Raw genomic sequence first — 18,386 nt, 5'->3', positions numbered from 1 at the left:
AAAAAATAGGTTAAATCTCTATAACTCATTAACAATGTACTTTTAATAGCATGAAAAATATATCATTACTTCTTTTTTGAAGTAGGAGTATTCATATTGAATCAACCTCATGATAAAATTTTATCCTATATAACTTTAGAGTTAATCCAAGCGAGCATAGAACAAACATCATCCAACAAATAATTCATCGAAAATATTTATAGAGCATTCGCCTACACTAACCTTTCGTTGAATAATTAATTTATGCTTTATTCACCTCATCTATAGAACTCATCTAACAAGAGCAAAAGCTCTTTAGCATGAATGGTCAGCAAGGATACGAATTGTTTAAAATATATGACAAAGATATATTCCAGCAAGATTATGTAGGTTTTGGGTCTAAACTACACGACATCCAGATATATACACCGAATTTTGTCGATTAAAAAAATTTACCGGTTGAAGTCATCAGCGTGGCGATCCAAAGACATATCGACTTTCAATATAGTGATAATGCAGGCAAATTAGACCTTATCCATTGCAAATATAATCTTGATCACTGCATTGATCTTTTTTTACTCGAATAATAAACCAGCAGAAAAAATAATCTGATACCCAACCTAACTACAGCCAAGCCCGGCTCAAACAAGTAGATGATCATCTAGCCTGCTTGAAAAAACAACCAGTGGCTGAAAAGCCGAATTGACGTTTTCCAATCCATACAGCCAGTAGCCACAATCGCCAACGTTCAAGTTAACCTTCTAACCATGAAAAACAATTAACTTCGATAATCAGCATTAATAGAAACATATTCCTTAGATAAATCACAGGTATAAATTTTCGCTTCAGCTTCACCACGATGCAAATCGATAGTGATCGTGATTTCATCTTGCACCATCACCTGTTGCCCCGCTTCTTCAACATAGCTCTTGGCACGCCCACCCTTTTCCGCCACCAAAACATCACCTAGATAAACTTCAATGCCATCAACATCAAGATCGGCAATACCCGCATAGCCAATGGCACACAAAATCCGCCCTAAATTCGGATCACTGGCATAAAACGCCGTTTTAACTAATGGCGAATGAGCCACCGCATACCCTACCTGACGCGCTTCATCTACCGTTTTCGCGTTCTTAACCACAATCGTAATAAACTTAGTGGCACCTTCGCCATCTCGCACAATGGCCTGAGCCAATTCCAAAGCCAGATCCGCTAAGACTGTTTTAATCGCCGAATAGTGAGCGCCATTTACATCATCAACCTGCCGTAATAACGTTTTACCGGTAGCCACCACCACAAAACTGTCATTAGTTGACGTATCACCATCCACCGTAATAGCATTGAACGAAGTTTGCACCACCTCATCCACCATTTGCTGTAATACCGGTTGCGCGATATCCGCATCTGTAAAAATAAAACCCAGCATCGTCGCCATATTTGGATGAATCATCCCGGCACCTTTAGCGATACCAGTAAAATGAATTTCCTGCCCATCTAAGCATACTGTGCGACTTGACACCTTGGGCATCGTATCCGTAGTCATAATCGCTCTGGCAGCTTCCAGCCATGACGCCCGTTTCACAGCAGGTAAGGCTGCGGCAATCTTATCTGCCGGCAATGGCTCCAAAATGACCCCTGTCGAGAAAGGCAAAACCTGTTCCGCATGACAACCTATCTGCTGAGCCACCTTCTCACAGATAAACAGCGCATCCAACCTACCCTGCTGTCCTGTTCCGGCATTAGCATTACCAGTATTGATCACCAACGCGCGTATGCCCTGATTAGCCGCCAAATGCTGTTTAGAAATTTGCACTGGCGCAGCACAAAAACGATTTTGCGTCATCACCGCAGCAACACTATTGGTTGGATTGATGACCACCAGCGTCAAATCATCATGATTGGCTGTTTTAATTCCAGCCTGACCAACAAATACCTCAACCCCATCGATCTGCTGAATTTCTCCAGCATCCGGCAAAGATAAATTAACTGACATATTTTCCCCTTTTATTTCTTTGTAGACTCAATCATGAGTATAGATAGCAGAATTCCATCATCTGCAAATTATTCCCTTGCATGCAACTTACGCTTTCTCAATAGACGACAAACATACAATACATAACCGGATAAACTATAAAGCAAAAAGAATCCGAACAACACCACCGATGGTTCCATCGTCACCACCAGCAAAGCAATGACCGCCAAAATCATCACAAAAAACGGTACTCGGCGATAAAAATTAATTTCCTTGAAAGACCAGAACGGAATCTGAACAACCATAGATAAGCCGCCAAATAAAGTAATCACCAAACAGAGCCAGTTAACATAAGGTAAACCCTGGAAAGTATGACTAACCCAGATTAAACCAATCACCAGCGCTGCCGCTGTCGGACTGGGAATACCAATAAACCACTTCTTGCTCACCTTCCCAATCAGCGTATTAAAAAGCGCCAAACGCAACGCAGCACAAGCACAATAAATAAAAGCCACCGAATAGCCGATCTTACCAAAATGAAATAACTGCCATTTATAAGCAATTAATGCTGGTGCCACCCCAAAACTCACCATATCAGCCAAACTATCCAACTGTTCCCCAAAAGCACTCTGACTATTGGTTAACCGCGCCACACGTCCATCCATCCCATCCAGCAGCATAGCGATAAACACCGCCACAGCAGCCGTTTCATAATGACCATGCATAGATTGCGTAATAGCATAAAAAGCAGCAAACAAAGCGGCCAGCGTAAACGAATTGGGCAACAAATAAATACTGTTATCGCGTAACCGCCGCCCACGAGATAATGGCTTAGGCAAATTTAATTCAGATTGTTCTTGTGTCATATATTTATACCTTTAACAGTAAAAAAACTACTGCTCATTTAAAAGATTACCCCGTGCAGACTCTTGCGCCAATTCAACCAACACCGCTCGCAATTCATCCAGACCACGACCATCCTGCACAGAAATATAAACAGCATGTGCCCGACCATCGGCAGCACGCACCACACCCTGCGGACATAAAGGTGCTGGTAACTTATCAACTTTATTATAAATAATCAACTGTGGTATGTTGTCAGCATGAATTTCCTGCAATACCTTATTAACATCATCCATTTGCTGTTCATATTCCGGATGAGTGATATCCACCACATGCAACAACACATCAGCCAGAGCAGTTTCTTCCAACGTAGCGGCAAAAGCCGCAACCAAACTATGCGGCAGATCCCCGATAAAACCCACCGTATCTGACAGCAAAATACTGCACTGATCATTCAGATACAAGCGTCTTACTGTATTATCCAGCGTGGCAAATAACTGATCCTTAGCCAACACCTGAGCCTTAGTTAAACGATTAAATAAACTGGACTTGCCAACATTAGTATATCCAACCAAAGCAAACGTTTTCAAAGCCCCTTGTTGCCGGCTTTTACGCTGAGTAGCTCGCTGCTTATGAACCTGTTGCAACTGCTGACGCAGACGAGTAATTTTCGCTTTAATCAAACGTCGATCCGTCTCAAGCTGCGTTTCACCTGGTCCCTTCAAACCTATGCCACCCTTCTGACTTTGTAAGTGACCATACCCACGCACCAGACGACTGGATAAATGCACCAGCTGAGCCAGCTCAACTTGCAATCGACCTTCCTGACTTTGTGCCCTTCTGGCAAAAATCGCCAGAATAAGACCAACCCGATCCAGCACACGGCATTGCAACACCTTTTCCAGATTACGTTCCTGAGTCGGGGTCAGAGCATGATTAAAAACCACCAGATCAATCCCCAATTGCGCCACCTGCTGCGCCAACTCATCCGCCTTGCCACAGCCCACAAACAAAGCGCTGTGTATCTGCTGCCGCTTACATTGCACCACCTCAACCAGCTCACCACCACTGGCACGCACCAACTCCTCCGCTTCAGCCATGGCTGAATCAAATAAGCGTGCGCGCCGTTCTGCACCACCCTTCAAATCCTGATCCAGTCGCACGCCAACCAGCATTACCCGTTCATTTGGTAATTGAGCTGCTCCACCATTTGCCTGAGAAAACTTAACCGAATTCATTTACCCTACTTTGCCGTTGAAACAATATCTTCCCCCTTCAACTCCAACTTCATCCATACCATAAAAAACGAACCAACCCATCTTACTCTGGCATTGTGTCAAATAATCCTCAAATAGCGCCACCGGCAACATGCACCTACCGCATCCTCAACTTAGCCGCACTCAATTATTCACCACCATCAACCCGCCTACTTAAACCCATTCTAAATCAAAATCTGATCGTAACAACCACAACCAGAATAAAACAGGCCGTTTGACCCTATCCACAGTCAAACAGCCTGTTACAAAACTTCATCTATCAATCCTGAGACAAAACATGTTTAGTCGTCTCAATCGCCTTATCCGTAGCTTCAGCCACCACATCGGCCACTTGTTCAGTAGAAACAGCATCCGAAACATCAGCATCAGAAGCCTCTAGCGGCAAAGTTGCCAATACCGTACTGCTCGCTCTAACCTTATCCCCGATAACCACCTTCGATATCGCGTCCTCAGGCAGATACACATCCACGCGCGAACCAAAACGGATAAAACCATAACGATCACCGCGATGAAGCTGATCATTTTCCGCCACATAACACAAAATACGCCGTGCTACCAAACCAGCAATCTGCACAAAAGTCACCGGACGCCCAGATGTAGTCACCGCCAACACCGCATTACGCTCATTCTGTTCACTGGCCTTATCCGCATCCGCATTAATGAAACTTCCCTTAAAATACTCCACCCGTTCCACCTTACCATCAATCGGACTGCGATTAGAATGCACATTGAACACATTCATAAACACACTGATCTTCAACGCATTCACCCCGCGATAAGGATCAACCGTTTTTTCCACCACCACAATGCGCCCGTCTGCCGGACTCAACACATCCTCCGCTCCAGTTGGAATATCGCGAGCAGGATCACGGAAAAACTGCACCACAAATACCGTAATAATCCAAAACGGCACAGACCACCAGAAACACCAAATCGTCATTAAAATACTGACAATCAGACTGCCGAGAATAAATGGCCAGCCTTCCTTGGCAATCAAAGGATAGGGATATACACGCGACATGAGCTTACTCCTTTACATATATTGAGCCGAGATTAACTCGCCAGTAAACAATTGCACAAATTATAACCCGAAACCCATAAAAATTCAGATGCCCCCAAAAAGCAGCAATCAGCCTCAACAACAAACTATATCCCCATCAACACCCAGCAAACAGAATGATCCATTTATATTAACCACTTACATCACCATACCACACAACCCAAATTCATTACCAACCAGCTTCAGCCAACCATCAAGCATGAAAAAATAAAAAACTCAAACACCCTGCCCAATAACCAAAACAACTAGACCCCCAATTCAGCGCTCACCACTCTCATGCCGCATTGATAATGGCACCATTTTTCAGCTTGTTTTACCGCGTGTGCCACTTCACCAGCCAACAGTTCAACCAGCCCCAACACAACAACTCGAGCCAAGTTACAGCACCAACTTATCCCCAAGCACCAATCAAAATGCCATCGTTAGCATTAGCAACTTCGGGCAAAGCGCAAGCGTAAACCAGATCAACCCACCCAACGACCATTTACCCCAATACACAACGTGTACATGCCTACAAAAAAAGTAGGCTTAAAGATTTCTTTTGATGCGATAAAGATGCACATCCACCAAGAGACGAACAACCAAACTTGATTACTGGCGATTTCATTTTAGGGAAGACAGTTTATTGAGTCCTCGCACCCCAAAATCTACCCCCCAACCAACAAATCAAAGTAGAAATACAGAGCGAATCACCCACCGGTAACACCAATGCATCAGAAGTCGTGTACCTTAACGCATCCCACCATTACCCCTCGGCACAAACCCTGATCGCTGTAGTAGACAATTTTGATGCCCCAAGCAATAACACAAATGCCTGCCCCTATAGCAACTTAGCCTGCGATGCCCTCTGTGCCATAATCAAACGACAACTGCGCCCCAGCATCCTGGTAATCTTCAATAAATAGGCAACCCGCTTAGACATCGCCACTAGCACCGTACAAACAGCTGTACAACAAACCCGCGTAAAATAGTGCCTAGCAACAGCATCACAGAAACAAGCAACGGAACTTCCTTTTTTATCAACAGCACAGCAGCAATTTAGGGTGGTGAATCGTCGTTTTTATAAGATTGCTGCACCCGTATTGACTCAAGGAATCAATAACCGAAAAGCCATAACGTAATCCCTATAATTTGTGCGCCAATAACAGGAAAATGCCATATCTGAAATACAACAGCTTAACACTCTCAGCCCGGGTAGCTATAATTGAAGGGGAGCGTAAATGTGCTGGTTACATGTTGTAGTTCCCTCTCTCACCCCGGGTAGCTATAATGGGCGTAAAGTGGTCAAGACCATGAATCGCGTTGTAGTTCCCTCTCTCACCCCGGGTAGCTATAATCTCGATGGTTGAAAGGAGAATCCGACCCATGTTGTAGTTCCCTCTCTCACCCCGGGTAGCTATAATGGTATGGCTTGCTGCCCGCCATATAAACTAGTTGTAGTTCCCTCTCTCACCCCGGGTAGCTATAATAGACCCCGCTGTAAGCCTTGTGGTACGGGGCTTACAGCGTAATTTATGCGCAAAAAAATGGTTTTTTTCAGAGAAAATTGGGCTATTTTTGTCATTTTTTTTAAAAAATGCCTCAAATTGGCAGTAGCGTGTCAGTAGGGTGAATAGTGCAAAATACTCTTCAATTATAACAGCTTATACTGTTCTCTGCTGTTTTTCGTGTCTGGGGGTTTTACGCGATTGATCAGCTCGGTATTGCTGCTTCTGGTCTTTTTTGTGCTCAGGCATGTAAGTCTGTGTGGCAATGTTGCACATTTCGCCCATAAAATGATTAGACACCCTACATAACTGCGCCAAATCAACTTGTGCTGATGGGCAATAAGTTGGTTGATAAGCTCTTTTTAATGATTGCTCGCTGTGGTGATGCGCGAAAAATCAAACATCATTAAACTTAATTTGCTAACAAAACCTTTCTACAAACAGGAATGTCATAGTTAGATTGCTTGATATCAAGCATTATGGAGGATTTCAAATTTAAGATACTATTGCTGCAAAAATATCTGCCCGATTCATTAAGCAGTAGCAGACCTATAATTTAAATAGCATCACCATATTGATCCAAAAAATTCAGCAACCATACAAAGAAAACATGCAGCATCAAACCACGGCAAATTATTCTTAGAATGAGTTTTAATCGACAGATAAATTTTTTATAGGAAAGACCAACGCATATTGCTTAATGGCATATTCATAACGCTTCTCAGTATAAAAAATAAACCTGTATCAATTCGTTGCGGGCTTCGTCATCATCAAAGTCTATTTCCACAGATTTCAGTTATAACTGTTCTCCCTTTTAAGATTTCCTGCTTCTGTAAAAATAATTCCTGTTAATTTTCAGGTTTCTTTATATTAGAGTTCTAGCTCCAATGCCCAAATTGCCTCTTCCTGTGCGCGTTTTGCTGATCCACTCTTATCATTAATAGATGCCAGCGAAAAAATATCTGGCTGCGGCACATTCAATCATAAATAATAAATATTTTTTTTGAAAACTTAGCAAAAATACCTTTTGCCTCTAGCTACCTTAGCTATTATCTAAACATTTTTTTCAAAGCTATCCAGTATCAACCTCTATATCAATAGAAATGTCCATATTCATCTATATTGTAATTATCAGGGTTCATATTGGTTATATACCCTTGTTTTGCATCTTTTTTCATACCATCTATTCGACTGGGAACAACTTGATAAAAATTTAACCATCTATTTTGGTAATAATTTGTTTTCTCTTTATCATCTAGTAAATAAAATAGTTTAAATAGCATTTCATCTTCCTTATCAAAGAAATAAGGGTCTCTTATAAAAGAAGAGGCAAAATCTTTGTAATCTATAATCACGTTCGCCGCCTCTTCATATTTACGTTGTGCAATAAGCGCCTTCCATAGATTGATGTAGACAATGAACAGATACTCATTATTCAGTTTTCTTTTTTTCTCTTTATCATAACTCAATCTGTCAGGAACTATCTTATTCAAGATAAACCAACATTCATCTGTTACTTTGTTATATTCTTTCTTTTCAAAATACAGTTGCATTAACCTTACTCTGCCTAAGGCAAATTGTGGATCTATTTTTAAGGCTTGCTGATAGGCTATTTCAGCCTCTTCTTGATCACCTTTTGCATAGGCTATTAACCCTTTTAGTTCAAAAATGGCTGGATAATGGGGATCCAGTGCTAATGCTTTTTCAGCATATTCTAATGCTAAATCAAGCTCTCCATTACTATAATAGCAACTTGCCAATAATCCTAAATACATTTTTTCTTGGGGAAATTCTGAATTTAACTGATATAGAATAGCTATAGCTTTAGCTGTATCTCCAAACAACCGTTCATAATTAACTTCTTCTAATAATTTATCTGCTTCTTGTTCTGTCATCACTGTATTCTCTAAAGATATTTCTTTAAACGCTTTTATGTCGATAATTTGGATATTTTGAGAAATAATGTATCTTTTATAAATACTCTTTTTTATTTATATCATTCTCCATTCAAGAGTTTATTATAATATTGAATATTTTTCTCAATCCCTTCTATTGTATGACGTTTTGAATAAATCTCGGAAGTTTCATCTTCACCTCGACAAGTCACGATGATATCTAATGCTTTTCATGCTGCAAAACTATTGGCTTATTGGAGTACACCTGTTTTACCGCCAAGACTTGGTGCAGCTTGAGCTTACCCTGCTTGTGTCGTCGATAAAAAAATAGGAGCAATATAATCATAATCGTGTTCTTCCACCAAACGTTGCATCAGAACCGATCCCACCTTTCCACACTTGCCTATAAACCAACATTCTTCATATTTTATTTCCAAAAGTAGAAGTTATAGCAAGAGAAATTTATACTATTAAAAAAAATTTCATCGTAAATAAGCAATAAAAGCATGAATCTTGTAGCTGATAAACTCTTATCCTGACGTTAAATATCATTCGTTTTTAGAACTCAATATATAGATAAAGCAAGCGTATTTTTTATTGCTAATAAGCAAAAACTAATGAAGTTATCCATATAATTTTAGTGATCTTTTGATCAGAAACATTTGTATAAAATTAATGTTCACTATGAGTTTTCCACAGAAAAAATGTCATCATATATAAAAAGTTATCCATAAAATGTCCGCCATACTGATCGGTAATAATCAAAACTCTTTCATCCTGTTGACGTTTTATATCATTAAGTTTTGCTGCAAATTTAGCACTTTGCCAGGGAGGAACGCGATCATCCTTTAATCCTACCGACACCATGACATTAGGATATTTAACACCTTCTTTTAAATTTAAATAAGTATCAATATTAACCAAATTTTCTAACTCATGTTTTTTAAAAGGAGAACCAAATTCCTCAAAATTAGCCATTCCAATTGGAATTTTATCTAATCGACTCATATTCAACATGCCAACTTTAATTGATGCAGCAGCAAAAAGATCCGGACGCTTTATTAATGCCATACCTATCACAATACCGCCCGCACTATTTCCACTGATCACCAATTTAGAGGGTTGAGTATATTGATTATGAATTAAATATTCGGCGCATTTGATGAAATCATTAATTGAATTTTGTTTTTTATAACCTGTACCATCATCATGCCATTTCGGCCCTAATTCTCCACCGCCTCTCACATGAGCGATGGCAATGATTCCCCCTTTTTCAAGCCATATTAATCGCGAAGCATCATAATTGGGAAATTCACTTTCACCATAGGCACCATACGCTGTTAACCAAGTTGGTGCACTACGATCAAATTTCATTCCTTTTTTATAAATGAGTGTTAATGGAATAAGCGTTCCATCATTTGATTTAACCCATTTTTGTTCAGAATCATATTCTGAAAATAAAGTATGATCTGGTCTTAAAATCTTTGAATCTTCAATTAACTGATTATTTGGATGATAACGAAATATTTTTGGTGGGCTAGTCCAACTTTGCTGCGTAAATAGAATGTCATTTTGCTCTGAATTCGTAAATATAGCCGTTACTTCATTATTATTTGAAATAGGAATGGTTTTGATATGATGAATATCAGCAAAAGGAATAGATACAAATTTTAATTGCCCTGAATCGTGATATGTCACATAAATCGCCTCTTGATTGGCGACAAAATTGGTTAAATCTCCATTTTGCCATTCAATAATTTTTTCTGCTGATTGATGGATATGATTAAGATTTACCCGAAAAATACTATAGCCTGAATAATCATTATATTTAGCTAAAAATAACCAATCATCTTTTAGCAAAAAATCCGTAACATTCTGTTTTCTATCAATGATTTTTTCCCAACTGACATTGTTTTGCTTAAAGTTTTCACGAGGTAACCTATATAAATCAATATTATAGCCAGATATTGAAGATGAAGAGCAAGCTACCGCCCAATTCGAAGCAAGTGATAAAAATGTATTTTGATCGGTTCTGGCGTTATAGTTCACTAGCTGATCTTTACCAAAAATTTTAATGTCTTTCTTGCTATCTGAACCTAAGCGATGAAAATAAATTTCTTCGATTCCGGCTTTTATATTATTGGCATGATATAAATTATTTCTATGGTAGAAAAAAGATAAATTATCCTCTCCCCACAATAAATTTGAATCAGTAATGCCCGATATGTGATCTGCAAGATGTGTTCGAGTTTTTAAATTAAACACTTTTATTGTAGAAACATTCGAACCATTTTCAGCAATACTATAAGCAATATATTGCCCATCATAAGAAGGATAGAAATCATAAATACCGTAACCGGCAGGGGGATCAATCAATAGCGTTTCTTTACCAAAACGATCTTTCACAAAGAGACGATTATAAGGATGCTGAGCTGTTTGTTTAAAATAAAAAGTATTGTTACCTTGTATTCGAATATAAAAAATTATTGGCTCAGTTCCATATTCAGTTAATTGCTTATATCGTTTTTCAATCGATGCAAACCAATCCTGTTTTTCAAGAATTTTGATTGAACGATCAGATTCAGATAATAACCAATTATGCGTTTTTTCTTGCTCAGTTTCCATCCAATTATAAGGATCATACCTGACTATTTTTTCTAAATTTATCAACCTATTTTGGCTTGAACATGCAATAACACATAATGACAATACAAGAAATAAAATAATTAATACTTTTTTTCTAAGTAACATTCAATGATGCCTACCTTAATAAAGCGCTATAAAATATCTTAAACATCTAAACATCACCTTCAAAGGTTAATGATTAAATTAGTTTAATCATTCTAACTGCTAAAGCTATAGTGTAATCTTTAAAAATACTCGTCTACTCCTAAACTACTATAGCGACTTGAGTTATCCCATTACTCAACGATGAAAGAAATCACAAATGGCATCCCAATTCTTCGATATCAGCTCCCCTACACAACCTATGACAGCCATGACTCCCCCTCCTGCCGAGTCTCAAAAATTGGCAACGCCAGAACAACCACAACCAACGGCGGCTGATCCGAATATTGCCTACATCATGCTCAAATTACCCTAAGTTTGTACCGGTTATGATACCCCTCTTGGATTCATGCGGTAACGGTTTTAAACCCAACTAGTGATTCGGGTAGCGTATTATTCCAGTGACTATGTTTGTTAAAAAAGCATTCTATTTATGTGAATATATAGATATTTATAGTTATCCTAGTCTGAACTATTAGCTCATAAAATCGCTTAACATCCGCATGATGTTGTAAAGCTCATTCATAAAATGAAGAAAGGGCATGTTCCCCAATCTGCACATTTATTGCCAACCTTTTTTTTCAGGAACAAAATGTCAAACCTGAGCTTCTAAAATGCATAAAGACGAAAATCCATTAAATCATCTCTGCCACCATAACGACAAGCATACCGTAAAACAGAATAAAATCTAGAACTCATGTTTGCTTTAATTTCAAATTCATTGTCATAATCATAGAAAGTGATTTTTTTTCGGCAATAATACTTCCCCACTCCAAAGCATACACCTACTCTATAAACACTAATTAAACCTGTGGCAAAATTAATTTCTTTCAGTATATTAAAAGGTTGATGTTGTTAAAAATTGCCAATCTATTTTATGATATTATCATAGAATAAATATGTATCAATTTAAACTCTAGGAATAACACATTCTGCTTAAGTTAAAAAAGTTTTGTCATAAATTCTTGAAAAACTCCGACTAAATAACAACTACTAACAAGTTAGCTCCTTAACCGATTCTTAGTTTAAAACTCTATGCGAAAAATCCAGCAGCATTTTCTAAAAGAATTTTTTTCACTTTAATTATCGTCAAAAATATCTCCTTCTTCTAATCGCTTTTAGGGCATGAATGCTCCTGGTTAAATTTTAAAAAATGATCTAAATTACATATTAATGGGTAAATCATATTTTTTTAGGTGCAAACTTAGCTATCCTATTTTATAAAAAACCGATTATCAGAACATCCTGCTATCCCAACCACAGCAGTGATTTATTGGTCTCAGAGATGTATCTCAATAGTGGCTAGTCTTAAGATAAAGTGATATAGATAGCATGATATAGATGAAATTGATTAAGCTGCAGTGAGAACTACTGAGACACGCTTATTTTCATTATTATAATTTGCAACCTTCTGGTAAATGGTTTCCCTTTGCTTGCTTTGATTAAATCCATGATGTTTGTATGATTTCAATTATAGTCAGAATTATTCTCGATTTACTCACATCCAAGGTCGGTATTGATTCTTCTTACTTGTCTACTCATGAAAACAAGTCACTAAACAACTAAAAAAGATTGTTCGGCACGTTTTCTATCTTCCAATATTATTTTTTAATTTTAATTGGTCTTTTAATAACGACCTATTTTTAATTTTTCTCGTGGTCGCTATGCTCATTTCATTAATGATAATAGTGAACGATTTAAAATAAATCTCGCGATTTAAATGCAAGACCGACCCAATCCAAAATTGGCTTTACCAACTAGTTTGAATATACACATACCCTAATGATCGATATTAATACCTGCTGAATGACCTTTTTACGTCGCAAAAACACCGTCGCGATTTTTAATTTTAAGATTATCCGTAACAATTAATACTCGGATCCTTCATCTTTTATCGCCATCTAATAGTGCATTGTCTTTAGAAAATTCCATCTCGTTATATTACTTTAACCTTCTTCACCCAAAATATTGATATTCTTATTTATTTCTGTCGTAATCTCTTCCCCATAAGCTTAAAGATCGCTAGTAGCAGCCTCTCCTGCTGCTGCCACAGCAAGATTTAATGCTTTGCTATAACCAGCAGTAAGTGTTAAATCTTTCCCATTAGAAGTGTTTGCGTTTATTATTTTGATTGCCCAGCATATGTATCGGGTGCTATTTGCTTTCTTCTTCCGCCACCCCTTCCAGCACCAAAATCATTCTTTAGGTTTTAATGTTTACCTTAGCAAAATAATGACTTAAAACTGTCTGTGCATCCAGTAATGTGTAATCAATCGAATTTTGCCTTATTCATTACACTCAAATATCCAATTATAGCTTCTGCTTGAATCAAAACCAGCTCAGTTTCCCTCAAGCTTAAGCATTCTTAGCGCCCTTCTCTATCCCCATCTAAAAATACCTTTTCTTTCTGAGCAATTTGCTTAAGACAATATCCTAGTTATGCCAATGATGCCCTTGCAACACCAAACCATTGTGTCAATCTGGCGCGCAGACGGGCATAAAAATCAAGACACTATTTGAAAATAAACATCGCCAGCATCACCAGCACAATCATTGCCAGCCAAAAATTCTGTCGCCGCTGCGTTTGCACCAGATGCACATACGCATCTCGCCATTCCAACTGTCGTTTCTCATCCACCAACGCATTTAGCTTACGTGGCATGGCTGGTAGCATCTGCACCCAATCTGGCGCTTCTTGTTTAAGCACTCGCCATAACGCTTTCACACCAATTTGATTGTGCATCCACCGATGTAAAAAAGGTTTGGCAGTTGCCCATAAATCCAAATTAGGATCCAACTGCCTGCCCAGACCTTCAATATTCAACAACGTTTTCTGAAGCAGTACCAATTGGGGTTGAATTTCCACATTAAAGCGCCGGCTGGTTTCAAACAAGCGCATCAGCACCAAACCAAAGGATATTTCTGCCAGCGGTTTATTGAAAATCGGTTCACACACCGCCCGCACTGCCGCTTCCAATTCCTCCACCCGCGTATCAGCTGGCACCCAGCCAGATTCCACATGCGCCGTAGCGACACGGTGATAATCCCGATTAAAAAACGCCAGAAAATTAATTGCCAAATAGCGCTTATCATAATCTGTTAGCGTGCCAACAATGCCAAAATCCAAGGCGATATACCGCCCATCGTCCGCGACCATAATATTACCGGGATGCATATCAGCATGGAAAAAACCATTATCAAATACCTGCGTGAAGAAAATCTCCACCCCGTAACGTGCCAGCTGCTTCACATCAATATGGCGAGCGTGCAATTGAGCCAAATTCGAAATCGGTATTCCGTCCATCCATTCAATCGTCAACACCTTACGGGCACAATAATCGTAATAAACTTCCGGAATAATCAGCATTTCACTGTCTTTAAACTGACGACCGAGCAAACTGGCATTAGCCGCTTCCTTCATCAGATCAAGTTCATCATGCAGATAATTTTTAAATTCTGCCACCACCTCACGCGGTTTCAAACGCTTGGCATCAGCAAACAACCGTTCCACCCAGCGCGCAGCAATATTCATCAACGCCAGATCCTGATTGATCACCGGCGCAATATTCGGACGCAAAACCTTAACCGCAACCTTCTGACCAATTCCGCCCTGCGCATTATACAAATGCGCCTCATGCACCTGAGCAATAGAAGCACTCGCCATGGGTTGCGGATTAAAGCAGGCATACAAAGCATCCAAAGGCTTGCCCAGCTCACTTTCAATCACATTAATCGCAATATCACTGTCAAACGGCGGCACATGATCCTGTAGCAAAGCCAGCTCACGAGCATAATCCGCCGGCAGAATATCCGGCCGCGTTGATAGCACCTGCCCAAACTTGACAAAAATCGGACCCAGACTCTCCAGAGCCAAACGTAAACGAACAGCCGGTGCTAACGCACGATATTTACGTCCCCTTGGCAACAAACGCAAAATTCTGCGTAGCCATACGTGAGGTACATGAGTGCGTGCCACCTCCAACAGATCATATACATAGACCGTATACACAATCACCCAAAAGCGTTTAGACCAGCTCCACATCAGTACTGCTCCGGTTATTCCCCAAAAAAAGTATTGTACGGGATTTTTCAAGAATGCACAGATCCCGCACCACTAAGCATCAACCTAAGCCTTCAAACTATTTTTTTCCGTTAACTGTATTGCCCCGTCAACCTCACCCGGAACAAACACATATGCGCGACCGAAACCAATTACCAAGCGCGCCTTCTCCAGTTGCAGTCGAAACAGCATAAAATCAGGCAAATCTGCCAGCACATCTACCGTATTACCTAGCTTATCCTTCATCGCTTGTAATACCTCAACACCTGGTGATGTATCCTTTTCCACCACCGACACCGATACAGAATAATTCAAGCGCGCGCGGGCAAAAATATTTCGCGCCACTGCCTCATCTTCAATCAGCATCACATTGGCCTGTTCCTGCTTCAGCAAATTTTGCGTATGCAAAGCCAACCCAGACAACAACACATACAAGCTGCTATCATGCTCAACAAACGGGGCATAACTCGCCTGCGGGACACCCTCCTCATTCACCGTAGACAAAATCAACGACTTCACCCCTTGCAAACGGGTTATCGCTGCTTGCAACTCCTGCACATCCTGTTTTTCACTCATCGCATCACCTGCTCACAAATAATTAAACATAAATAATAATCAGCTTGATCACAAAACACAAACCGTCAGGCCAATATCAACTGATTTCCTTCCACACAATCCCTGCCACCATTCAATCCAAACACCTCATTGCACTCACACCCCAGCCCATCAAACCGCCTCCCTGCAAAACCCAACTCTCGCCAAATCAATACCGACCGCAGGAAAATTCGGTCATCAAATTATTGCTCCCAAATCAACACCATCTCAAAGATCAATCACCTTATTGAGATAACTTGAGAATCAGAACTTTATACAAAGCTAAAATGACAAATAATAAGACTCAGCCAAACCCCAGAAACAAGCCTAATGCTTGTGCAGCGGCAAAATGCGCACAGAATAAAAAATACGCACCCATTTCGATGGATTGATTAAATAAATCACATAAGCCGCGCAGCCACATTGGGCGATAAGCTGAGTTACAGCTGAGCCAATATCGAAAATTAAGATTTTATCCTGATTGATGCACAGCTTTTGCCAGATTTTTGCGTATGAAGCGCCATGTTTTAACACTTTTCAGTTTTTATTTTTGCTACTGCCTGAAATAGTGAGGATGCATATGCTGAAAATATGCCCTATTTGCTGATAAGATTGATTGATGTATTTATTTTAAGCCTGCTGCCCAGATACCAATGTTTTGCTGATTGCATCTTTATTAGGCTGTTTTTTCAGTTGTTCTCTTCTGTCTTTTGCTAGTAACTGCAACACATTGATGAAGCGTGTTTGGTAGTCGTAATTATCCGTGTTGCTAAATAGAATATATTTTCCGAACTCCATATAAAAATGGACGTGATCATGACATAGCCTATTAGGAAAAAAAGTCATGCTCAATTCGATAGCGATGACATCTTTGTTGATATTTCTAAGTGTTGTGATGTAGTCAACAGATTTAAGGTAGCTCATATCAAGTTTTAGTCCTTCTATGTAGACTGCCTCTGGGGTGAAGCGAACTTGTTTAATATTGTGCCGTTTGTTTTTATATAGTGTGAAGAAAATAAAGCTACCAATGAGTGCAAATATACAAGCCACCAAACTTTCACCATCACCTTGTCTGGTTAATACAGCTAGCCCGCACAAAAGCGATGCTAAGGCACATATGCAGCAGAAAAACAGATGAAATTTGGCGTAAGCTTTAGAGCTACAGCGCCATTCCTGCATTATTGTTAAAATTTCAGCCTGATCGTACATACTTGATCCTGCTGTGGTTTATAGGGTGAAAAGTAGGGTTAAATGGCAAAAAATGCGGAAATTTTTCTAAGAGCGTAAATTGTTTCGATGCCTCTGGTTCGTTTTTATATAGTACTCGCTATAAGGAGAATTTTTTACACGTATAGAGAGAAATGCTAGCACAATTGATGGGTAAAGTAAGCTAATTTATCAATGATCTTCCTGAGTAAAATATCTGCTTTGGCCATCTAGCAGTAGGCTTTGATATTGATAAAATTATGTAGCAAAAAACCCTTTATCATGAATTCCGATCTTATAAACAGGAAATTGGTTATAAAAACCAAAATAAGCAGGTTTAACCGTTCGAATGCAAACACATTTAAGTTTTTAACTAGCAGAAATAAACCAATAGTACTACGCCATATGTTTACTGATCATCAACTGATGTCTTAAGAAAATCAAATAAAGCGACACAGCAGCGCGTAGGATTATCTTTTTTGCTATCTTGTTGATCTATCGGATGGAGCTTGCTTAGCTTGCAATAGTTAATTATTTTGAATGAAATGAAGTATTTTATGCAATTTGGGTTCTTTATAAATCAGTTTACCTGAGCATGTAAAAATAAAACCCAAGTAAATCAATGATCGCTTTTTTCCACATTGATATGACGATTTTATAAAAAAGCCAAAGGGGGGTTAGATTCAATTTCCCTGAAACAAAATTTATTGTGCACAGCAGTCATTATGCCATTGGCAAAATCCGGAGTTTTTCGCCATTCCAGTCTTTTTCTTAGCCGCTGTGGCGTGTGTTATGCTGTTGTTTACCTTTAGATAGCCGATGTCAATTATGACCTGGCCATGGCTGTCAAGCATGTTTACGCCTATCAGGGTGTCGCCGCAGCGATCTACTTTACCAATCAATGTACTGCTTTCTGATGGTTTCAACAGTAGTGGCGATGCCGCACTGGATCGAGTCTAACGTGATTGAATACTAATGTAAGAAATTTATTTAGATCTTAATTAATTTCTTCTTAATCCACCATTATTAGCAGAATAAAATTGCTGATCTTTTAGATTACCTTTGTTTAGACCCACTATTTTATAACAGCTACCCGAAGTGAGAGAAGGAACGGCAACCAAATTGATGATGTTCATAACCACAACGGCAATAATCAACAAATAGACAAAAGCCAGCTTATCACACACATAAGCACAAATTGACTTAGCGCAGTATAGGTAGTG

The 18,386-nt window shown here is 39.3% G+C and carries 11 protein-coding genes; 1 reads left to right on the top strand and 10 read right to left on the bottom strand.

What is annotated here, in order from left to right:
* Positions 1–757 precede the first annotated feature (757 nt).
* From argJ to J3U68_RS02570, 7 genes are all read right to left on the bottom strand, one after another.
* Entirely contained in the window at positions 758–1,975 is a 1,218-nt protein-coding gene (gene argJ / locus J3U68_RS02600; protein ID WP_267374302.1) for a bifunctional glutamate N-acetyltransferase/amino-acid acetyltransferase ArgJ, read from the bottom strand.
* Between the two features lie 68 nt (positions 1,976–2,043).
* Entirely contained in the window at positions 2,044–2,820 is a 777-nt protein-coding gene (gene pssA, locus J3U68_RS02595; RefSeq protein WP_267374300.1) for a CDP-diacylglycerol--serine O-phosphatidyltransferase, read from the bottom strand.
* 27 nt (positions 2,821–2,847) lie between these two features.
* On the bottom strand, positions 2,848–4,035 hold the full coding sequence (hflX, locus tag J3U68_RS02590) for a GTPase HflX (RefSeq protein WP_267374298.1): 1,188 nt from the start codon (positions 4,033–4,035) through the stop codon (positions 2,848–2,850).
* A 298-nt stretch (positions 4,036–4,333) separates the two neighbouring features.
* The gene (locus J3U68_RS02585; RefSeq protein ID WP_267374295.1) at positions 4,334–5,095 is read right to left on the bottom strand and encodes a phosphatidylserine decarboxylase; all 762 of its coding nucleotides are present in this window, start codon (positions 5,093–5,095) and stop codon (positions 4,334–4,336) included.
* A gap of 284 nt (positions 5,096–5,379) precedes the next feature.
* The gene (locus tag J3U68_RS02580; RefSeq protein ID WP_267374292.1) at positions 5,380–5,511 is read right to left on the bottom strand and encodes a hypothetical protein; all 132 of its coding nucleotides are present in this window, start codon (positions 5,509–5,511) and stop codon (positions 5,380–5,382) included.
* Positions 5,512–7,715: 2,204 nt separating this feature from the next.
* The gene (locus J3U68_RS02575) at positions 7,716–8,516 is read right to left on the bottom strand and encodes a tetratricopeptide repeat protein (RefSeq protein WP_267374290.1); all 801 of its coding nucleotides are present in this window, start codon (positions 8,514–8,516) and stop codon (positions 7,716–7,718) included.
* 672 nt (positions 8,517–9,188) lie between these two features.
* Positions 9,189–11,267, bottom strand: a complete 2,079-nt coding sequence (locus tag J3U68_RS02570; protein ID WP_267374287.1) for a prolyl oligopeptidase family serine peptidase — start codon at positions 11,265–11,267, stop codon at positions 9,189–9,191.
* A gap of 196 nt (positions 11,268–11,463) precedes the next feature.
* Here J3U68_RS02570 and J3U68_RS02565 point away from each other — a divergent pair, with 196 nt between their 5' ends.
* Entirely contained in the window at positions 11,464–11,619 is a 156-nt protein-coding gene (locus J3U68_RS02565) for a hypothetical protein (protein WP_267374285.1), read from the top strand.
* Between the two features lie 2,196 nt (positions 11,620–13,815).
* Here J3U68_RS02565 and ubiB read toward each other — a convergent pair.
* From ubiB to J3U68_RS02550, 3 genes are all read right to left on the bottom strand, one after another.
* Positions 13,816–15,345, bottom strand: a complete 1,530-nt coding sequence (gene ubiB / locus J3U68_RS02560) for a ubiquinone biosynthesis regulatory protein kinase UbiB (RefSeq protein ID WP_267376187.1) — start codon at positions 15,343–15,345, stop codon at positions 13,816–13,818.
* A gap of 84 nt (positions 15,346–15,429) precedes the next feature.
* Entirely contained in the window at positions 15,430–15,939 is a 510-nt protein-coding gene (locus J3U68_RS02555) for a HugZ family protein (protein ID WP_267374283.1), read from the bottom strand.
* A gap of 648 nt (positions 15,940–16,587) precedes the next feature.
* Positions 16,588–17,166 (bottom strand): hypothetical protein, encoded by a 579-nt coding sequence (locus J3U68_RS02550; protein WP_267374281.1) that lies wholly within the window; start codon positions 17,164–17,166, stop codon positions 16,588–16,590.
* Positions 17,167–18,386 lie beyond the last annotated feature (1,220 nt).

This window comes from Snodgrassella sp. B3882 (assembly GCF_026535915.1).
Taxonomy (GTDB): Bacteria; Pseudomonadota; Gammaproteobacteria; order Burkholderiales; family Neisseriaceae; genus Snodgrassella.
This window is presented reverse-complemented; position numbering and strand designations above follow the sequence as displayed.